Raw genomic sequence first — 18,239 nt, forward strand, 5'->3', positions numbered from 1 at the left:
GTTACTGCTTTTCAATCGGCGCAAAAGCGGCAAGCAGACGCTTCACGCCGACTGGGCTCGGGAATGCGATATCAAGCTCGGTGCTTTCGCCTTCTCCTTTTACGCTGACAACCGTTCCGGTGCCCCATTTTTTATGGCCCGCTTTATCGCCGACCGCCCAGCTGAGCGAGTCGCCGCCTGTTTTGTTCGCATAGGAAACGGGACGGGATACGGGCCCGCGTTTCGGCTGCACTTTTCTTCCCGGCTGCATGCGGGGTGTTTTCTTCTCATTTAGGTTCTCCAATAAATCGCCAGGTATTTCCCTGATAAAGCGGGATTCCGGATTCATATTGGTGCGGCCGAATAAGGTGCGCATTTTGGCATTCGTTAAATACAGTTCTTCTTCCGCCCTCGTAATGCCTACATATGCGAGCCTGCGTTCTTCTTCCATCTCGGCTTCTTCCATCAGGGAGCGGCTGTGCGGGAACACGCCTTCTTCCATGCCCATTAAGAACACGACAGGAAATTCAAGCCCCTTAGCGGCGTGCAGTGTCATTAAAGTGACGGCATCCTTTCCGCCTGATTCCTCTTCCTTCTGGTCGAGCTGGTCAATATCCGCAATCAGCGCCAAATCAGTCAGAAACGCGACGAGAGACTTGTCTTCGCTTTTTTGTTCGAAGTTTTTCGTCACGGAAAGAAACTCGTCGATATTTTCAAGGCGGCTTTGGGCTTCGATTGATTTTTCGGCCTTCAGCATTTCTCTGTATTCCGTTTTCTCGAGAATTTCTTCCGTGAGTTCCGTAATGGACAGGTAATCCTGCATGTTCGTCAGATTTTCAATCATCGCGCCAAAGCCGTCAAGCGCGTTTGCCGCTTTCGCGCTGACGCCAATGAAATCAACCTGTTTGATCGCCTGGAACATTGACATTCCGTTCATCGCCGCATATGAAGCGATTTTTTCTAGCGAAGTGGCGCCGACGCCCCGCTTCGGCACATTGACGATCCGCGTAAAACTGATGTCGTCGTCCGGGTTTGACACAAGGCGCAGGTATGCGAGAATGTCTTTAATTTCTTTCCTGTCGTAGAACTTGGTTCCGCCTACGATATTGTAGTTCAGTCCGGATTTTAAAAGGGTTTCCTCAATGACGCGCGACTGGGCGTTTGTCCGGTATAAAATCGCGATATCGGAAAGCTTCCGCCGGCCCGAGCTGTGCAGCTCGTAAATTTTGCCCGCGACGAATTGGCCTTCGCCGAATTCATTGTCGCCGCTGTAATAAGAAAGCTTGATGCCTTCGTCATTTTCCGTCCACAGGTTTTTCGGCTTGCGGTTTGAGTTGTTTTTGATCACTTCGTTAGCCGCCTGCAGAATCCGCTTTGTTGAGCGGTAGTTTTGCTCGAGCAGAATCACGTTTGCGCTCGGATAATCTTTTTCAAAGGAAAGGATATTCGCGATATCCGCCCCGCGCCATCTGTAAATGGACTGGTCGGAGTCACCGACGACGCAGATATTTTCAAGACGGGCCGCAAGCTGCTTCACAAGCAGGTATTGCGCCCTGTTCGTATCCTGATACTCGTCTACGTGAATGTACTGGAATTTGCGCTGATAAAACTCAAGCACTTCCGGCACACGCTCGAAAAGCTTAATCGTCGTCATGATTAAATCATCAAAATCGAGCGATTGGTTTTTCAGCAGTTTTTTCTGATAATCGGTATACACGTCACTCGTGACCTGATCGTAGTAGCCGCCGGCCGATTTTGCGAATTCCTCAGGTTCGATCAGCTCGTTTTTTGCGCTGCTGATGGAGCCTAAAATACTTCTCGGATCAAACTTTTTCGGATCGATATTCCGCTCTTTCAGAATCCCTTTAATAACGGAAAGCTGATCAGCCGTATCAAGAATGGAGAAATTTCGGTTGATGCCGATTCTGTCAATATCCCTGCGCAGAATCCGCACGCACATGCTGTGGAAAGTGGATATCCAGATTTCATCCGCGCCGGGTCCGAGAATGCTCTCCACCCGCTCCTTCATTTCTCTGGCGGCTTTATTTGTAAATGTAATCGCCAGAATGTTCCATGGCGCCACGTGTTTTTCCGCCATTAAGTATGCGATTCTGTGCGTCAGCACACGTGTTTTTCCGCTTCCCGCGCCCGCCATCAGAAGCAGCGGACCGTCCGTCGTCTTGACCGCTTCCTGCTGAACGGGATTTAATCCGCTTAATAATTGATTGCTAATGTAATTCATATCCGTTCACCGCCTATCAAACATATGTTCTATCATAAATCAATTTCGTCCGCTTGGCTACTTTGTCTTTACAGCCGCCACCGTTTTAATCGCCTGATCAAAATCTTCATATACGGCATTTCCGACAACGATGACATCGGCATGACGGCCGAACCGTTCCGCCGTTTCCGCGTCTTTAATGCCGCCTCCGTAAAACAGGACGGACTTGTCCAGCACAGCCTTCGTTTTCTCCACCGTTTCTATGTCCGCCAGCATCCCGCTGTATTCCAGATAAAAAATCGGGAGATGAAGCAAATGTTCCGCGACCCGCGCATAGGCGAGAATATCTTCTGTTTCTATATGTGTATCCGCCTCCGTCAAAGCGGCCGCCTTACAATCGGGGTTGACGATGCAGTAGCCCTCCGTCACGATTTCCTCCATTGACATGAGCTCTCCGTATTCTTTCATCGCCTGATGATGCATGCCGACAATCCAGTCCGCCTTTTTGCTGTTGAGCACACTCGGAATGAAATAAAGATCAAACCCGGGCACAATGGAATCAATCGTCGACACCTCAAGTACGCACGGCACTAAAAACCGCCGCACCTTTGACATCAGTCTCAGCACATTGTCCTCGGTGATATTGTCGCTTCCTCCGATCACAATGGCGTCAGTCCCTGATTCACAAAGCCGTTCCAGCTGTTCATCCGGTAAATCTTTATTCGGATCGAGTTTAAAAACATGCTTCCACTCGTTAACATCGTACATGCGTTTTCGTTCCTCCATTCGTTTCTTGCCATTTAAACATTATAACAAATTCGTTTGGCCCGGAAAAACGGAAAAAGACGTCATTCACCTGATTCACAAAAAAAGATTGCGCTCCGCCGGACGGGAAACGGCTATGTTTGAAAACAGACAATATGTGGAATGTCAAAGAGAAAAAAGACAAGGAGTCTGATCTCAATGGAACAAGCCATTATCGTACTGATTTGTATATTGATTTTTATTATTTTAGTTCCCGCCGCATTGTTTCTCTGGATATACATAAGAGACGAAAAGCAGGAAGAACATTCAGTGCTGCGCAATTATCCCGTAGCGGGAAAACTGCGCTACATATTTGAAAAAATCGGACCTGAGCTGCGGCAGTATTTATTCAGCAATGATAACGAAGAACAGCCGTTTTCCCGGAGAGAATATGAACAGACGGTCATGTCGGGAAAGTATAAGAGCAGAATGATGGGCTTCGGCTCAGAACGGGATTTCAATCAGCCAGGCTATTATATCCGTAACGCCCTCTTCCCGAAACAAAGGGAGGAGCTGCGCGCAGATCAGACGCCGAAGATCGACACGATGGTATACAAGATTGACAAAGACAACCTGCTGAAACGCAGCGAACACCGCGAAAAGGCAAAAGCGGACCCTTATTACCTGCATCCGGACGATGTGCAAGTGATCGGCCGCGACACATGCAAGAAGCCGTTTTATGTGAAAGGGTTAATCGGACAATCAGCGATGAGCTACGGCTCACTTGGCGACAGGGCAATCACCGCCCTGTCAAAAGGGCTGCACCAGGCCGGCGGCACATGGATGAATACAGGCGAAGGCGGCCTGTCTGAGTATCACCTGAAAGGCGGCGCGGATATTATCTGCCAAATCGGCCCCGGGCTGTTCGGCGTGCGCACTGAAGATGGAGAATTTTCATGGGAAGAATTCAAGAAAAAAAGCCGCCTCGAGCAGATTAAAGCCTTTGAATTAAAGCTTGCGCAAGGGGCGAAAGCAAGAGGCGGGCATATTGACGGTTCAAAGGTGACCGAAGAAATTGCCGCCATCAGAAATGTGCAGCCCGGACAATCCATTGACAGCCCAAACCGATTCAACGAGTTCTCAAATGTTCCGGACATGCTTGATTTCATTGAGAAATTAAGGACTGTCGGTGAAAAACCGGTCGGCATCAAAATTGTCCCGGGCAGCCGCAAAGACCTTGAAGACCTTATTTCCTGTATGAGTTCATCAGGCAAACTTCCCGACTTTATTACGATTGACGGCAGTGAAGGGGGAACGGGAGCTTCTTTCCATGAGCTGGCGGATTCTGTCGGCCTGCCGATTCTGACCGGCCTTCCCCTTGTTGACGGCCTTTTGAAGACATACGGGATAAGAGATAAGCTGAAAATTTTCGCATCCGGAAAGCTGCTCACTCCGGATAAGATTGCCGTTGCCCTCGCGTTAGGCGCGGATTTTGTCAATATTGCCCGGGGAATGATGTTTTCAGTCGGCTGTATCCGCGCTCAAGTATGCCACACCAATCATTGTCCTGTCGGAGTGGCGACAACCGACCCAAAACTTCAGCGCGCGCTCAGTATCGAGGATAAACAGCACCGCGTCTGCAACTACGTGCTCTCGTTGCGTGAAGGGCTGTTTCACCTCGCCGCGGCGGCGGGCATCAGCTCACCGATTCATTTTTCAGCTGAACACATTGTATACCGGGAGGAAGACGGAAGCCTGAGGGAACTTCCCGGCCTTTTGAATCAGCACGCATAAAAAAACCGCCTGCCGTCATCGGCAGAGCGGTTTTTTACGTAGCTGAGGAGGATTCTCCTTTGTTTACGCGGTCAAGCGCCATTTCATAGGCGTCGTTACCGTAATTTAAGCATCTCTTCACCCGGGAAATCGTCGCTGTGGAAGCACCCGTTTCGCTTTCAATTTTGTGATACGTATTTCCTTCGCGGAGCATTCTTGCCACTTCCAAACGCTGCGCCAGCGATTGGATTTCATTAATCGTACAAAGATCGTCAAAGAAACGATAGCATTCCTCCAGATCTTTCAGCGATAAAATAGATAAAAATAACTGGTCCAGTTCTTTTCCGCGTAATTTATCGATTTGCATCGTCAAACACCTTCTCCTTTACTAATGGAAGCTGCATCGAGATCAGGCACGATATTAATCCATGTCTTTCCTGGCACAAACGGAAGAATCTCACCGCCTTTTACGGGCAGAATACGGCCGTCTTTATATTCCCAGTCTGACTCTATAACATCGCCGTGCTGAAGCAGGAGGCCCTTCCCCCCTGACTGAATATCGATGGCCCGCCTTCCATCTTTGTCTGTCATGCGATGGCCGGCTTCAACAATAAAAATGTTGTGCATGGCTAAAGGCTTTCCGGTCTCCCGGTCTGTCGCTTTCACACCATCAGAGCTTCTTGTATAAGCATCAGCTTTTTTATCATAATCGTATTCGACAAGATTTGTAATGTTTTGTGTTCCATAATCTATCCGAATATTGTAGGTTTCATTTCCTGGTTTTGCATCTGATGTCTGAAATGGGAGCGGTTCTGTTTTTCCGTTCAGCTTGTATCCTTTTTGTTCCGCCGCCTTCCTGATATTGTCATACGACGTGTAGGAATTGTGGGGCGGCTTGCTGAAATCGGCTCTCCAAAACAGGCTTCCGTCAAAATCCAAACCGTTTATATAATCGTAAGCTCCGGACTCCAGCTGCTTTTTTGCGCCGGGACTCCAGCCATGATGGACAAATATGCTGTTAAACCCGCTGCTGAGCGTGACAAAATATTCCCTCGCGCTCCGCACAGGCCCGACCGTTTCCGGCATCTCACTTTGAAAAATCGCGAGAAACCGCGTAATCCGGCCCTCCGCGAGCGCTTCGATGACAACATCCGCCTTTGACAGCCCGGATTGGGGCCTCGCCTTCGGATGATTGTTCACTGCGACTGCAATCGGACGGCGTTCTGCAAGCTTCTGCTCAGTTTTCAGCCCCGTTAAAGGAGCTTCCGCTTCTTTCGGCTGCACCTGATCGGCATTGTTCTGCCGGCAGGCGGCAAGCAGCAAAAACGCAAAACAAAGCATACAAACGGTTTTCCATCTTTTCATATGTCGGCTCCCTGCTTTTATATTTTAACGCATTATCGATGGAAAGAGTACAGTTTTTTTCATCACGTCGAATATTCCTCTCGGCGTAATGCGGATATAAGGCAGGTGTGTGCTCTGCAAAAAGAGCAGCGTATAGATCGGATCGCAGAATCGGTAGCCCCGCTCCTCCAGCAGCGTCCTCAGTTTTTGCTCTTTCTCAAGCACTTCTTCATACTTCTCCGCAGATGCAGAACCGTTTAAGGCGAGGGGAATCTCATGCAGAATCTTCCCGTTTTCGGCAAGCACGATTCCGCCGCCGATTTCTTTCATCCGTGAGAAAGCGAGCAGGATATCTTCTTTATTTTTTCCGGCAGCGATAATATCTCCGGTTGTCGTGTAGGAACTGACAAAGCCCTGCACCCGATCGGCAAAACCTTTCAGCATTGTATTGACCCGCCATTTTCCATGCTTATCGAGAAGCGTGAGATAGCATTCATCATGATCAAAAGAAAGCTGGTCAACAGAATTATCAATCGCAATCATATACGGCTCCATAATGACCGCGTTGCGCATGGTCACACCCATCGGCATTGAAAACTGTAAATCATCCATCGTCATATCATATGAAAGCTCAAGAGGGACAAGACCGCCCTTTTTCCAATCCGTTTCTGTAAACGCATTCATATTTCGGCCGTCTTCCCTCAGCAGGATGCCTTTGGAGATCACCGTGACCGGGTCCGGATTCATCGGGTCATCGAGAATGTTCAATGAAGCAAGCCGTCCCGGACCGACCACACCGAGATAGTCGTCCATCTGATAATACTTCGCGATATTAAAGGAGGCCATATTGTAGGCATCGATCGCCGGAACTCCTTCCTCCAAAGCGATTTTGATTAATTCATTCGTCATGCCGCCTTTATAAAAATGCGGCGTCGCTCCATCCGTCGTGTAGAAGAAATGATCATAATGCCGGAAGCCTTTTTGATGGAGATCCTGCAAAATCGTTCTCAAATCAGGGCGGATGGATGAATGTCTGAGCGAAACATAGTAGCCCAATTCAAGCCGTCTCATCACCTCGCCGCCATTCATCGCCTCGTGGTCGGAATCAGCTCCGAACAGTTTCATCTTCGTCAGTGTTTTTTCAGAGGCTCCGGGAAAATGCCCTTCTATCCGTTTGCGCAGTTTTTTTGTCGCCTGCATGCAATGAAGCATCAGGTCATCGCCGTCCATGAGGCGCGGCCATCCGGTCAATTCTCCGCCTTGAATGACATCCGGGTGCTCAATCCATTGCTTTCGGACATCAAAAGAAAGAAGCTGATCCTCATTCAGCACTTCAGTCTGCAGATCATATCTGGACCACCAGAAATATTGCACCGGCTGTTTTTTCAGTTCCTCCAATATAGTAAGCGCTTTCTTTTTACCGCTGTGCAAAAGAAAAAACAAGTTATCATTAACAAACGTCGTTGTTCCGAATTGAGACACATATTCGGCGAGCGTTTGGGGATTATATATTTGAAAAGGATGTGTATGCGGTTCAATGTAACCTGGCACAATGTATTTTCCTTCACAATTTATGGTATGAATGTGCTCTGCTGCATCAGGAAGCTCATGACCAACATATACAATTCGATCTCCGTAAATCCAGACATTCTTTTTCAGCCATTGTTTTAAAAAAGGATTTAATACGAGAGCATCCCGTAAAAGTAGCGTTGGAAGCAGCTTTGAGTCTACAACATCCGCCTGTGATCTGATGTCTTTATTTTTCCAGTTAAAGGTACGTTCGGACATTCACATACTCTCCTTCGCTTATATTAGACCCATCGTATCACATCCGCACAATTATCGCACGGCTAAAACGTTACAAATTATTGAAGATGAATGAAAAACTTTTTCTAAGGGAGCTGAAATGATGAAACCGAATATCAGTTTATTAAATGCCGTTATGCGCATCACTTGCGGCCTCACCATTTTGTCTGCTGCTTCAGCGAAATACACGAGAAAACCTTGGTGCAAGATGCATCTCTTCTGTATGATGATGGGCGCGATGAAAGCGGCATCCGGCATCCTCCGCTTCTGTCCGGTGACATATATGTTCCAAACCGGAATGAATCAGGATGACAGCCATCAGCAAGAAAAATAACAAGCCGTTTCGGCTTGTTATTTAATTTCTCCTGTCCCGCGAGTCTGAGAAGAATCCGTCTATACGCCGGAAGACTTCATCGATGACTGCGTGTCACACGGTAAGCCGACAGTCTTAGTCGTCTTTTCAGAAGAAAACCCGCATCTTATATGACGCGGGGGTTTCCTCTTTATCGCTGCGATGCTTTCAGCGCACGGGCGCCGATGTCGCTTCTGTAAAACAGTCCGGGTTTTGTCAGCCCTGAAACGGCGCTGTACACTTTATCTCTCGCCGCTTCAAATGTCTCAGCAAATGCCGTGACATTGGCGACCCGGCCGCCGTTTGTAACAAATTGTCCGCCGTCTTTTTTCGTTCCGGCATGAAAAACGGCGATCCCGTCTTCAGCGGACGTCAAACTGCCGATCGGAGTGCCTTTCGCATAGCCTTCCGGATAGCCTTCAGAAGCCAGCACAACGCTGACGGCGGCCGTATCCTTCCACCTTAGGTCAACATCCTTCTCATGCAGAAGATCTAAGAGCACCTGAATGAGGTCGGATTCCATTCTCGGCACGACAACCTGTGTTTCCGGATCTCCGAAGCGCGCGTTGAATTCAATGACTTTTGATCCGTTTTCCGTCAGAATCAGCCCCGCGTACAGCACGCCCGTGAAGGAGCGCCCCTCTTTGACCATTGCTTTTGCCGCCGGCTTCACAATCGTTTCGACTGCGCTTCTGACGATATCATCGGAAATGTGCGGCACCGGTGAGTAGGCTCCCATTCCGCCCGTATTCGGCCCTTTGTCTCCATCGAAGGCGCGTTTATGATCTTGAGCGATGACCATCGGATAGACGGTCTCCCCTTTTACAAACGCCATTAAAGAAAATTCTTCGCCGGCGAGAAACTCTTCAATGACAACAGATGCGCTCGCCTCCCCGAATTTCTCATCCTCAAGAAAATCGTGCAGGCATTCAATCGCTTCTTCTTCCGTCATCGCGACCGTGACACCTTTTCCGGCGGCAAGCCCGTCCGCTTTAATGACAATCGGCGCGCCTTTTTGCTGCACATATGCTTTCGCCTCTTCAAATGAAGTAAACGTCTCGTACTCCGCCGTCGGAATGCCGTATTTTTTCATTAAATCCTTGGCAAACTGTTTGCTCCCTTCAATGATAGCCGCTTTTTCAGACGGTCCGAAAACAAGCAGTCCGGCTTTTTCAAACTCGTCGGCTATCCCTTCAATCAGAGGAACTTCAGGGCCGATAATCGTCAGGCCGACATGATGTTCTTTCGCAAACGCAATGAGTGCGGCATGATCGCTTTCTTCAATGTTGACCAGCGTCGCGCAGTCTGCCATACCGTCATTTCCGGGCGCGGCGTACACCGTGTCAACAAGCGGGCTTTGCGCCGTTTTCCAAGCCAGTGTGTGCTCTCTGCCGCCTTTTCCGATAATCAATACATTCACGCTTCGTTCCCCCTCTTAATGTTTGAAATGTCTGATGCCGGTGAATACCATGGCGATCCCGTATTCATCCGCTTTTTTAATCGAATCTTCATCGCGGACCGATCCGCCGGGCTGGATAATCGCCGTGACGCCCGCTTTTGCGGCTTCTTCGACTGTATCCGGCATCGGGAAAAACGCGTCTGATCCGAGCGCGCTGCCTTTTGCTTTTTCTCCGGCCTGCTCAATGGCGATTTTAGCTGAACCGACGCGATTCATCTGTCCCGCTCCCACACCGACCGTCATATGGTCTTTTGCAAGAACGATCGCGTTGGATTTCACGTGTTTGACGACTTTCCAGGCCAGCTTCAGATCTTCCCATTCCTGCTCGCTCGGCTCTCTTTTTGTCGGGATGCTGATGTCGGCGTCATCAAATCCATGGACGTCTAAATCTTGAATCAAAAGGCCGCCCTGTACGGATGTCAGCTGTTTTTCTTTCTTCCCTGATGCGGACACGTCAAGCGTGAGCAGACGAAGGTTTTTCTTCGCCGTCAGTACGTTCAGCGCTTCTTCACTGAAAGAAGGGGCGATAATGATTTCTAAAAAGATGCCGTGAAGGGCTTCAGCCGTTGCCTGATCAACTTCACGGTTCAGCGCGATGATGCCGCCGAAAATGGAGGTTTTATCAGCTTCATACGCTTTATTGAATGCTTCCTCAATTGAAGCTCCCGTACCGACTCCGCACGGGTTCATATGTTTAACGGCAACAGCTGCGGGATCTGTAAATTCCCGGACGATTTGAACGGCCGCATCTGCGTCCTTAATATTGTTGTAAGAAAGCTCTTTGCCGTGAAGCTGTTTTGCCGCCGCGATGGAACCGGAGACGGGAAGTGCGCTTTGATAGAAAACAGCCTCTTGGTGAGGGTTTTCACCATAGCGGAGCGATTGTTTTTTCTCAAATGTAACGGTGAATTGCTCAGGGTCTTTCTCACCGGCCTCGCGTGTTAAGTAATCAGCGATTAATGCGTCATATGCCGCGGTATGGCGGAATACTTTGGCCGCAAGCTCGCGTTTTCTTTTAAGCGAAACGCCGCCGTGTTCTTTCATCTCATTGAGCACGGAGCTGTAATCGGCCGGATCTGTGATGACCGTCACATCCTGATGGTTTTTCGATGCGGCGCGCAGCATGCCGGGACCGCCGATATCAATGTTTTCTATCGCTTCATCGTATGTTACGTCTTCTTTCGAAATCGTTTCTTTAAACGGGTAAAGGTTGACGACCACAAGGTCAATGGGGGCAATGCCATGCTCATTGATCTGCGCCATATGCTCTTCATTGTCTCTTACGGCAAGCAGTCCGCCGTGAATATTAGGATGGAGCGTTTTTAACCGTCCGTCCATAATTTCAGGAAATCCGGTCACTTCTGAAATGCCGATGACATCCACACCGTTTTCCTGAAGAAGTTTTTTTGTTCCTCCGGTCGAAATGACTTCGACGCCGAGCTCTGTCAGTTCCTTTACGAAAGGTACGAGATTTGTTTTATCAGAAACACTGATTAGTGCGCGTTTGATTGTCATGCCTTTTCACCTCTGTTATTTAGTCCCAGCAGCTGTTTCACAACGCTCGGATACCATTTGTGCTCAAGCTCGTGTATTGTATGCTCTATGTTTTCAAGCGTATCGTTTTCCTGTATTTCGAATGCTTTTTGCGCGATAATCGGTCCGGTGTCCATGCCTTCGTCGACGTAATGAACGGTAATGCCCGCCACTTTCACACCGGCCCGATACGCCTGTCCGACAGCGTCAATCCCGGGGAATGCCGGAAGAAGCGAGGGATGTATATTAATAATGCGGCCCCCGTATGCTTCAAGCAGCGTATCTCCAATCAGTCTCATATAGCCGGCGAGAACGATTAATTCCGCCCCGTGCAGGCGCAGCTGTTCAATAACGGCCCGTTCAAAGGCCGCTTTGTTTTCAAAAGATGACGGTTGAAAGGCGAATGACGGAATGTGTAAAGCCTCCGCCCTTTCCACCGCCTTTGCCTGAGGCTTATCCGTCACGAGAAGCGAGAGCTCCGCATCCCACTTCTCTTCTCTCATGCGTTTGGCAATGGCCTCGAAGTTCGATCCGTTTCCTGAAGCAAATACCGCAAACTTTTTCATGAAAGAGCCGCACCGCCGAAAGAAATGCCTTCGCCCCGCTTGACCCGGCCGATCAAATAAGCCTTCTCGCCCTGAGCTTCAAGCGTGTCGATAACGTCTGTCAAGTCCTCTTCTTTAACAGCAAGGACAAAACCGATGCCCATATTAAAGACATTGAACATTTCTTCTTCTTTCAGCTTGCCGTGCTCCTGCAGAAACGGAAAAATCGGCGGGATCGGCCATGATCCGTGATCAATTTCCGCGCTCAATCCGTCCGGCAGCATCCGCGGGATGTTCTCGATGAATCCTCCGCCTGTCACATGCGCCATGCCGTCCACCTTACCGCTTTTCACCGCCTTGAGCACCGGCTTCACATATATTCTCGTCGGTTCCAGCAATTCTTCTCCGAGAGGACGCGCAAACGGTTCATAGACAGTCTCCAAATCAAGTCCGCCGTCATCAAGAAGCACTTTTCTCACTAGGGAAAACCCGTTGCTGTGAAGGCCGCTTGAAGTAAGTCCGATTAAGAGATGCCCCTCTTCGATATGTTCACCGGTGACGATTTCGTCTTTTTCCGCGACGCCGACTGAAAAGCCCGCAATATCGTATTCATCAGCCGTATACAGCCCCGGCATTTCCGCCGTCTCACCGCCGATAAGCGCTGATCCTGACTGCTCGCATCCGTCCGCCACGCCCTGAACGATCTGCTCAATTTTTACCGGATCGGCCTTGCCGACCGCTAAATAATCAAGGAAAAACAGCGGCTCCGCTCCTTGGGCAAGCACATCGTTTACACACATCGCGACCGCATCGACGCCGATCGTGTCATGCTTATCCATTGAAAATGCGAGTTTCAGCTTGGTGCCGACACCGTCTGTTCCGGAAATTAAAACAGGCTTTTGATACGGAAGCTCTGACAGATCAAACATTCCGCCAAAACCGCCCAGGCTTCCCATAACGCCGAGCCTTTTCGTGCGCTCCACGTGTTTTTTCATTCGTTTGACGGCTTCATACCCGGCTTCGATGTCAACTCCGGCATTTTTATAAGCATCAGACATCCCTATCACTCCTTGTCAATTCGTTTCTCCTTAAAAGGCAGAAAGAGAAAGGCAGCCTGAATTCCCGCTGCCTTTATGTCATTTTCACATTTTATTTTGTCAGCACCGCTTCTTTTACGTGAGGAAGCACTGTATCCTGATAAATTTCCGTCGGATATTTGCCCGTAAAACAAGCGAGGCATTGTCCGCAATTGGTGTCTTCAAATTTTCGGCCGACTCCTTTTAACAATCCGTCTACACTTAAGAAAGAAAGCGTGTCGGCACCGATGATCTGGCGGATTTCTTCCACGGAATGAGAAGAAGCGATCAGCTCCTCATGGGTTGATGTGTCGATGCCGTAGAAGCACGGATGAGCGATCGGCGGTGAACTGATCTTGACGTGCACCTCTGTCGCCCCCGCTTCTCTGAGCATTGTGACAATCCGGCGGCTTGTCGTCCCGCGCACGATGGAATCATCAACCATGACGACCCGTTTTCCTTCGACAACACCGCGGACGGCGGACAGCTTCATTCTCACGCCTTGCTCACGGAGAGCCTGTGACGGCTGGATAAACGTTCTGCCGACATAACGGTTTTTAATGAGACCGAGTTCGTACGGGATGCCCGTTGCCTCGGCATAGCCGATGGCCGCAGAAATACTGGAATCAGGCACGCCTGTGACGACATCCGCTTCAACCGCGGACTCCTGGGCAAGCATTTTCCCGAGGTTTTTCCGGGCGCTGTGCACGTTAATGCCGTCGATATTGCTGTCAGGCCTTGAGAAATAAATGTACTCCATGCTGCAGATGGAACGGTTGATATTCATGGAGAAACGCTCTGATTTCATGCCTTCATCATTGATGATCAGCATTTCGCCCGGCTCTACTTCGCGAAGGTATGTCGCGCCGACCACATCGAATGCGCATGTTTCTGATGCGACGACGTAAGCATCGCCCATCATGCCGATTGACAGCGGTCTGAGTCCGTTCGGGTCAAGCGCTACGATCATTTCTGTTTCAGTCATGATTAAAAAGGCATAAGCGCCTTTCAGCATAGATAGCGAATTTTTGATTTGATCCTTCAGCGAAAAGTGTCCGCTGCGTTTAATCAGATGAGCCAGCACTTCCGTATCGGAGGAAGTCTGAAAGATGCTCCCTTGGTTTTCAAGCTGCTGCTTCAACTGTGTGGCGTTGACCAAGTTGCCGTTATGGGCGAGCGCGAGGCTGCCGTTGTTTTGCGAACGGAACAGGAGCGGCTGGACATTTTCATATCCGCCTCCGCCTGCCGTCGCATAACGGACGTGCCCGATCGCGCCTTTTCCCTTCACTTTGCTCAGTTCGCCGTTTTGAAAAACCTCGGTAATAAGCCCCTGTCCTTTATGCGCCGTCAGTTTTTCACCGTCAGTCGCGACAATTCCCGCGCCTTCCTGTCCTCTGTGCTGGAGGCTGTGCAGGCCGTAATATGTGATCTGCGGAGCTTCTTCATGTCCCCAGATGCCAAACACACCGCATTCTTCATTCAGGCCTTTGATTTCAGCAAGCATGGAATAGCTCCTTTCCACGCGCGCTCAAGTTCTTTCGTTTGCGCGTGAACCAATTGTTGTCCGTCCTGGTTTTGAATCGCCAGAAGTCCGTCAGCCGTTACCTCGCCGATATGAACCGCATCGGCCGCAGCCGCTTCAAACGCCTCATGGTGTTCTTTTTTCACTGAAACGACGAAGCGGGATTGAGATTCAGAGAATAATAATGCCGCTTCCCCTTCTACAGTCACGTTGGCGCCAAGGTTTTCCGTCGTCATGACGCTTTCTGCAATCGCTACGCCTAAGCCGCCTTCAGACACATCATGCGCTGATTGAACGAAGCCTTTTTTAATCGCGTCAAGCAATGCTTTTTGGCGTGACAGCTCTATATCAAGATCGATTTGCGGCGCTTTGCCGTAAATGCGGCCTTCTGTCATTTTTTGCAGTTCGCTTCCGGCAAACTCAGGTTTTGTTTCGCCGATCACGTATACAAGATCCCCCGCTTGTTTGAAATGCTGTGTCGTAATATGAGCGGTATCTTCAATTAAGCCGACCATGCCGATAACAGGCGTCGGGTAGATCGCCGTTCCGTTCGATTCATTATAAAGTGATACGTTTCCGCCGATGACGGGTGTGCTGAGAACATTGCACGCCTCGCTGATGCCGTCGGCCGCTTTTTCGATCTGCCAGAAAATTTCAGGTTTTTCCGGGTTTCCGAAATTCAGATTATCCGTGACCGCAAGCGGTTCGGCGCCTGAGCATACGATGTTGCGCGCCGCTTCGGCAACGGCGATTTTCCCGCCTTCTTCTGGATCAAGATATAAATAACGGGCGTTGCAATCCGTCGTCATCGCCAGCGCTTTTTTCGTGCCGCGGATTCTGAGCACTCCCGCGTCAGAGCCCGGAGCGACCACCGTATTTGTGCGCACCATGTAGTCATATTGATCGTACACCCACTCTTTGCTGGCAATTGTCGGCTGCTGCAGCAGGGCAAAAAGCGTCTCTGTCGCATCTTTTACTTCAGGCGCGGGAACTTCCGTTTCCTGAAACTCGCGGTAGTACGCGGGTTCTGCTGACGGCTTGTGGTATACAGGCGCTTCTTCCGCCAGCGCGTCGACCGGAAGCTCGCAAACAACCTCTCCGTTATGGCGGAGGCGGAGCATTTTATCATCCGTAACATGACCTACGGAAACCGCTTCAAGATCATATTTATCAAAAATATCGACAATTTCCTGTTCACGTCCGCGTTCAATGACGAGAAGCATGCGTTCCTGAGACTCGGAAAGCATCATTTCGTAAGCGGTCATACCTGTTTCCCGCTGCGGAATGAGATCAAGGTTCATTTCAATGCCTGAGCCGGCTTTGCTTGCCATTTCAGCACTCGAACTTGTCAGACCGGCCGCCCCCATATCCTGAATGCCGACTAAGGCGTCGCATTGGATGACTTCAAGGCATGCTTCCAGGAGAAGTTTTTCCATGAAAGGATCGCCGACCTGCACCGCGGAACGTTTTTCTTCAGATGAATCTGACATTTCTTCCGATGCGAAAGTAGCGCCGTGTATGCCGTCGCGGCCCGTTTTAGCGCCGACGTACATGACCGTGTTGCCGACACCTTTCGCCTGGCCTTTTTTAATATCTTTATGATCAATTAAGCCGACGCACATTGCATTGACAAGCGGATTGCCCTCATAGCTTGCGTCAAACTGCACTTCTCCGCCGACCGTCGGAATTCCGATACAGTTTCCGTATCCCGCGATTCCCGCCACTACTTCTTCAAACAAGTACTTCACACGAGGTGAAGTGAGCTCACCAAATCGAAGAGAGTTTAATACAGCTATCGGACGGGCGCCCATTGAGAAAACGTCACGGATGATGCCGCCCACTCCCGTCGCAGCACCTTGGTATGGCTCAATCGCTGACGGATGGTTATGAGATTCAATTTTGAACACGACCGCCTGATTGTCACCGATGTCAACGATTCCCGCGCCTTCTCCGGGACCCTGCAGCACGCGTTCGCCGCTAGTCGGGAATTTGCGTAAAACCGGTTTTGAGTTTTTATAGCTGCAGTGCTCTGACCACATGACGGAAAAAATCCCGATTTCCGTGTAGTTCGGCAATCTTCCGATAATAGATTCAATGAGTGCGAACTCGTCATCACTGACACCCATTTGCTGATAGAGTTTCTCTTCTTTTATTTGTTCTTTACTTGGTTCAAGCAGTAGCGACATGAGTTTCCCTCCAATTTTTCACGATAGACCGGAACAATGTAAGACCGTCTGCGCTGCCGAGCAGTTCATCGACTGCGCGCTCAGGGTGAGGCATCATGCCTAATACGTTGCCTTTCTCATTCACGACGCCGGCAATGCCGCTGACGCTTCCGTTAATATCGCCGCCGTATGTGAAGGCGATTTGATTGTTTTCTTTTAATCTTTCAAGCGTTTCGTCATCACAGTAGAAATTGCCTTCGCCGTGGGCAACCGGAATCGTAATCGATTGTCCTTTTTCATAGGAAGATGTGAATAACGTGCCGCCGTTCTGCACGATTAATTCAACCGGTCGGCAGATGAACTTTAAATCTTTGTTGCGTCTCATCGCGCCGGGCAGAAGTCCGAGCTCCTGCAGAATCTGGAATCCGTTGCAGACGCCGAGAACCGGTTTTCCTTCGGCAGCTGCTTTTTTCACGGCCGGCATGATGTTTGCGAATCTGGCGATGGCGCCGCATCTCAAGTAGTCGCCGTATGAAAACCCGCCGGGGATGAGCACGCCGTCAAATCCGTCAAGGCTTGTTTCCTCGTGCCAGACATACTCGACTTCTTCGCCGAGTTCGTCCTTTACGGCGTGGAACATATCAATATCACAGTTGGAGCCGGGTAACACAATCACCGCAAATTTCACTGTGCGACAACCTCCTCAACTTCATATCGGTAGTCTTCAATGACTGTATTGGCAAGAAGCTTTTCACACATTTCTTTCACGAGCGCGTCAAGATCGCGGTCAGATTTTTCAATCGTCAGCTCCATGTATTTTCCGATGCGCACATCCTGCACTTCATTGTAGGTCATGCTGTGCAATGCATGCTGCACCGCGCTTCCTTGAGGATCGAGCACACTTTCTTTTAAGCTGACATAAACTTTCACTTTATACATTATGAAATGCCTCCCAGTCTTTTGAAAATCTCTTCATATGCGTCGGTTAAGCTTCCCAGGTTCCGTCTGAACAAATCTTTATCAAGCTTTTCGTTTGTGTCTTTGTCCCACAGACGGCACGTGTCAGGAGAAATTTCATCCGCTAAAAGCACCCGTCCCTCTGCGTCTAAGCCGAATTCCAGCTTAAAATCTATTAATCTGACGCCGCAGTCTTCAAAAATATGCTGCAGCTCTTGATTCACCTGTTTTGTAATCGATTTGATCGTTTCCACCTGCTCAGGAGCCGCCGCTTTTAAAAGCCAGATATGATCTTCTGTGATGAGCGGATCGCCGAGTGCGTCATCTTTATAGTAAAATTCGATAATCGGCTGCGGAAGCTCAGTTCCTTCCGGGATGCCGAGACGTTTCGACATACTTCCGGCGGCAATGTTTCTGACCACGACTTCAAGGGGAATGATGGTCACTTTTTTGATAAGCTGCTCTGATTCTGAAACACGCTCCACAAAGTGGTTGTCAATTCCTTTGGCGTGCAGATGTTTGAAAATCAGGCTTGAAATTTCATTGTTCAGACGGCCCTTTCCGCTGATCTCCGCTTTTTTCTCACCGTTAAAGGCTGTTGCGGAATCCTTGTAGACCACGCGGAGAATCTGTTCGTCTTCAGTTTGATAAATTCGTTTCGCTTTTCCTTCATAAAGAAGATTATTGTTCACAATATTCACGGAAGGCCTCCTAACCCGAATGTTGGGAATATTCAATCTATAGCGGCTGAAGAAGCCGCCTC

The 18,239-nt window shown here is 49.5% G+C and carries 16 protein-coding genes; 2 read left to right on the forward strand and 14 right to left on the reverse strand.

Going from position 1 to position 18,239, the window contains the following annotated elements; genetic code table 11:
• Position 1 precedes the first annotated feature (1 nt).
• Together pcrA and BZ167_RS06080 are read right to left on the reverse strand one after the other, a co-directional pair.
• Positions 2-2,221 carry a DNA helicase PcrA gene (pcrA, locus tag BZ167_RS06075; RefSeq protein WP_020955453.1) on the reverse strand — a complete coding sequence of 740 codons (2,220 nt, stop codon included), beginning with the start codon at positions 2,219-2,221 and terminating at the stop codon, positions 2-4.
• A 57-nt stretch (positions 2,222-2,278) separates the two neighbouring features.
• Positions 2,279-2,968 carry a heptaprenylglyceryl phosphate synthase gene (locus tag BZ167_RS06080; RefSeq protein ID WP_015416977.1) on the reverse strand — a complete coding sequence of 230 codons (690 nt, stop codon included), beginning with the start codon at positions 2,966-2,968 and terminating at the stop codon, positions 2,279-2,281.
• A gap of 195 nt (positions 2,969-3,163) precedes the next feature.
• Between BZ167_RS06080 and BZ167_RS06090 the strand changes: the two genes are divergently transcribed.
• A complete protein-coding gene (locus BZ167_RS06090) occupies positions 3,164-4,738 on the forward strand; it encodes an FMN-binding glutamate synthase family protein (RefSeq protein ID WP_012117004.1) in 1,575 nt (524 codons plus the stop codon).
• Positions 4,739-4,772: 34 nt separating this feature from the next.
• Here the strand turns inward: BZ167_RS06090 and BZ167_RS06095 are convergent, their stop codons facing one another.
• The 3 genes from BZ167_RS06095 to BZ167_RS06105 are packed head-to-tail and all read right to left on the reverse strand — an operon-like array spanning position 4,773 to position 7,849.
• Entirely contained in the window at positions 4,773-5,084 is a 312-nt protein-coding gene (locus BZ167_RS06095; protein ID WP_003155745.1) for a YerC/YecD family TrpR-related protein, read from the reverse strand.
• A 2-nt stretch (positions 5,085-5,086) separates the two neighbouring features.
• On the reverse strand, positions 5,087-6,082 hold the full coding sequence (locus tag BZ167_RS06100; protein WP_012117003.1) for a DUF3048 domain-containing protein: 996 nt from the start codon (positions 6,080-6,082) through the stop codon (positions 5,087-5,089).
• A gap of 24 nt (positions 6,083-6,106) precedes the next feature.
• Positions 6,107-7,849 (reverse strand): adenine deaminase, encoded by a 1,743-nt coding sequence (locus BZ167_RS06105; protein WP_015416974.1) that lies wholly within the window; start codon positions 7,847-7,849, stop codon positions 6,107-6,109.
• 121 nt (positions 7,850-7,970) lie between these two features.
• Between BZ167_RS06105 and BZ167_RS06110 the strand changes: the two genes are divergently transcribed.
• Positions 7,971-8,201 carry a YgaP family membrane protein gene (locus BZ167_RS06110; protein WP_017419030.1) on the forward strand — a complete coding sequence of 77 codons (231 nt, stop codon included), beginning with the start codon at positions 7,971-7,973 and terminating at the stop codon, positions 8,199-8,201.
• A gap of 169 nt (positions 8,202-8,370) precedes the next feature.
• Here BZ167_RS06110 and purD read toward each other — a convergent pair whose 3' ends face one another.
• The 9 genes from purD to purC form a co-directional block, all read right to left on the reverse strand.
• The gene (purD, locus tag BZ167_RS06115; protein ID WP_015416973.1) at positions 8,371-9,639 is read right to left on the reverse strand and encodes a phosphoribosylamine--glycine ligase; all 1,269 of its coding nucleotides are present in this window, start codon (positions 9,637-9,639) and stop codon (positions 8,371-8,373) included.
• 15 nt (positions 9,640-9,654) lie between these two features.
• Positions 9,655-11,193: a bifunctional phosphoribosylaminoimidazolecarboxamide formyltransferase/IMP cyclohydrolase gene (gene purH, locus BZ167_RS06120; RefSeq protein ID WP_015416972.1), complete on the reverse strand. Its 1,539-nt coding sequence runs from the start codon at positions 11,191-11,193 to the stop codon at positions 9,655-9,657.
• Entirely contained in the window at positions 11,190-11,777 is a 588-nt protein-coding gene (purN, locus tag BZ167_RS06125) for a phosphoribosylglycinamide formyltransferase (RefSeq protein WP_015416971.1), read from the reverse strand. Before purN ends, purH begins: the two co-directional genes overlap by 4 nt.
• Entirely contained in the window at positions 11,774-12,814 is a 1,041-nt protein-coding gene (purM, locus tag BZ167_RS06130; protein ID WP_061861223.1) for a phosphoribosylformylglycinamidine cyclo-ligase, read from the reverse strand. The genes purN and purM overlap by 4 nt, the downstream gene beginning before the upstream one ends.
• A 91-nt stretch (positions 12,815-12,905) precedes the next feature.
• Positions 12,906-14,336 (reverse strand): amidophosphoribosyltransferase, encoded by a 1,431-nt coding sequence (gene purF / locus BZ167_RS06135; RefSeq protein ID WP_007609856.1) that lies wholly within the window; start codon positions 14,334-14,336, stop codon positions 12,906-12,908.
• Positions 14,312-16,540 carry a phosphoribosylformylglycinamidine synthase subunit PurL gene (purL, locus tag BZ167_RS06140; protein WP_061890463.1) on the reverse strand — a complete coding sequence of 743 codons (2,229 nt, stop codon included), beginning with the start codon at positions 16,538-16,540 and terminating at the stop codon, positions 14,312-14,314. Before purL ends, purF begins: the two co-directional genes overlap by 25 nt.
• A complete protein-coding gene (purQ, locus tag BZ167_RS06145) occupies positions 16,524-17,207 on the reverse strand; it encodes a phosphoribosylformylglycinamidine synthase subunit PurQ (RefSeq protein ID WP_007408898.1) in 684 nt (227 codons plus the stop codon). Before purQ ends, purL begins: the two co-directional genes overlap by 17 nt.
• Positions 17,204-17,458, reverse strand: a complete 255-nt coding sequence (gene purS, locus BZ167_RS06150; protein ID WP_003155758.1) for a phosphoribosylformylglycinamidine synthase subunit PurS — start codon at positions 17,456-17,458, stop codon at positions 17,204-17,206. The genes purQ and purS overlap by 4 nt, the downstream gene beginning before the upstream one ends.
• Positions 17,458-18,177, reverse strand: coding sequence for a phosphoribosylaminoimidazolesuccinocarboxamide synthase (gene purC, locus BZ167_RS06155; RefSeq protein ID WP_015416969.1), 720 nt, complete (start codon positions 18,175-18,177; stop codon positions 17,458-17,460). Before purC ends, purS begins: the two co-directional genes overlap by 1 nt.
• Positions 18,178-18,239 lie beyond the last annotated feature (62 nt).

The organism is Bacillus sp. 275, assembly GCF_001999205.1.
Taxonomy (GTDB): Bacteria; Bacillota; Bacilli; order Bacillales; family Bacillaceae; genus Bacillus; species Bacillus velezensis.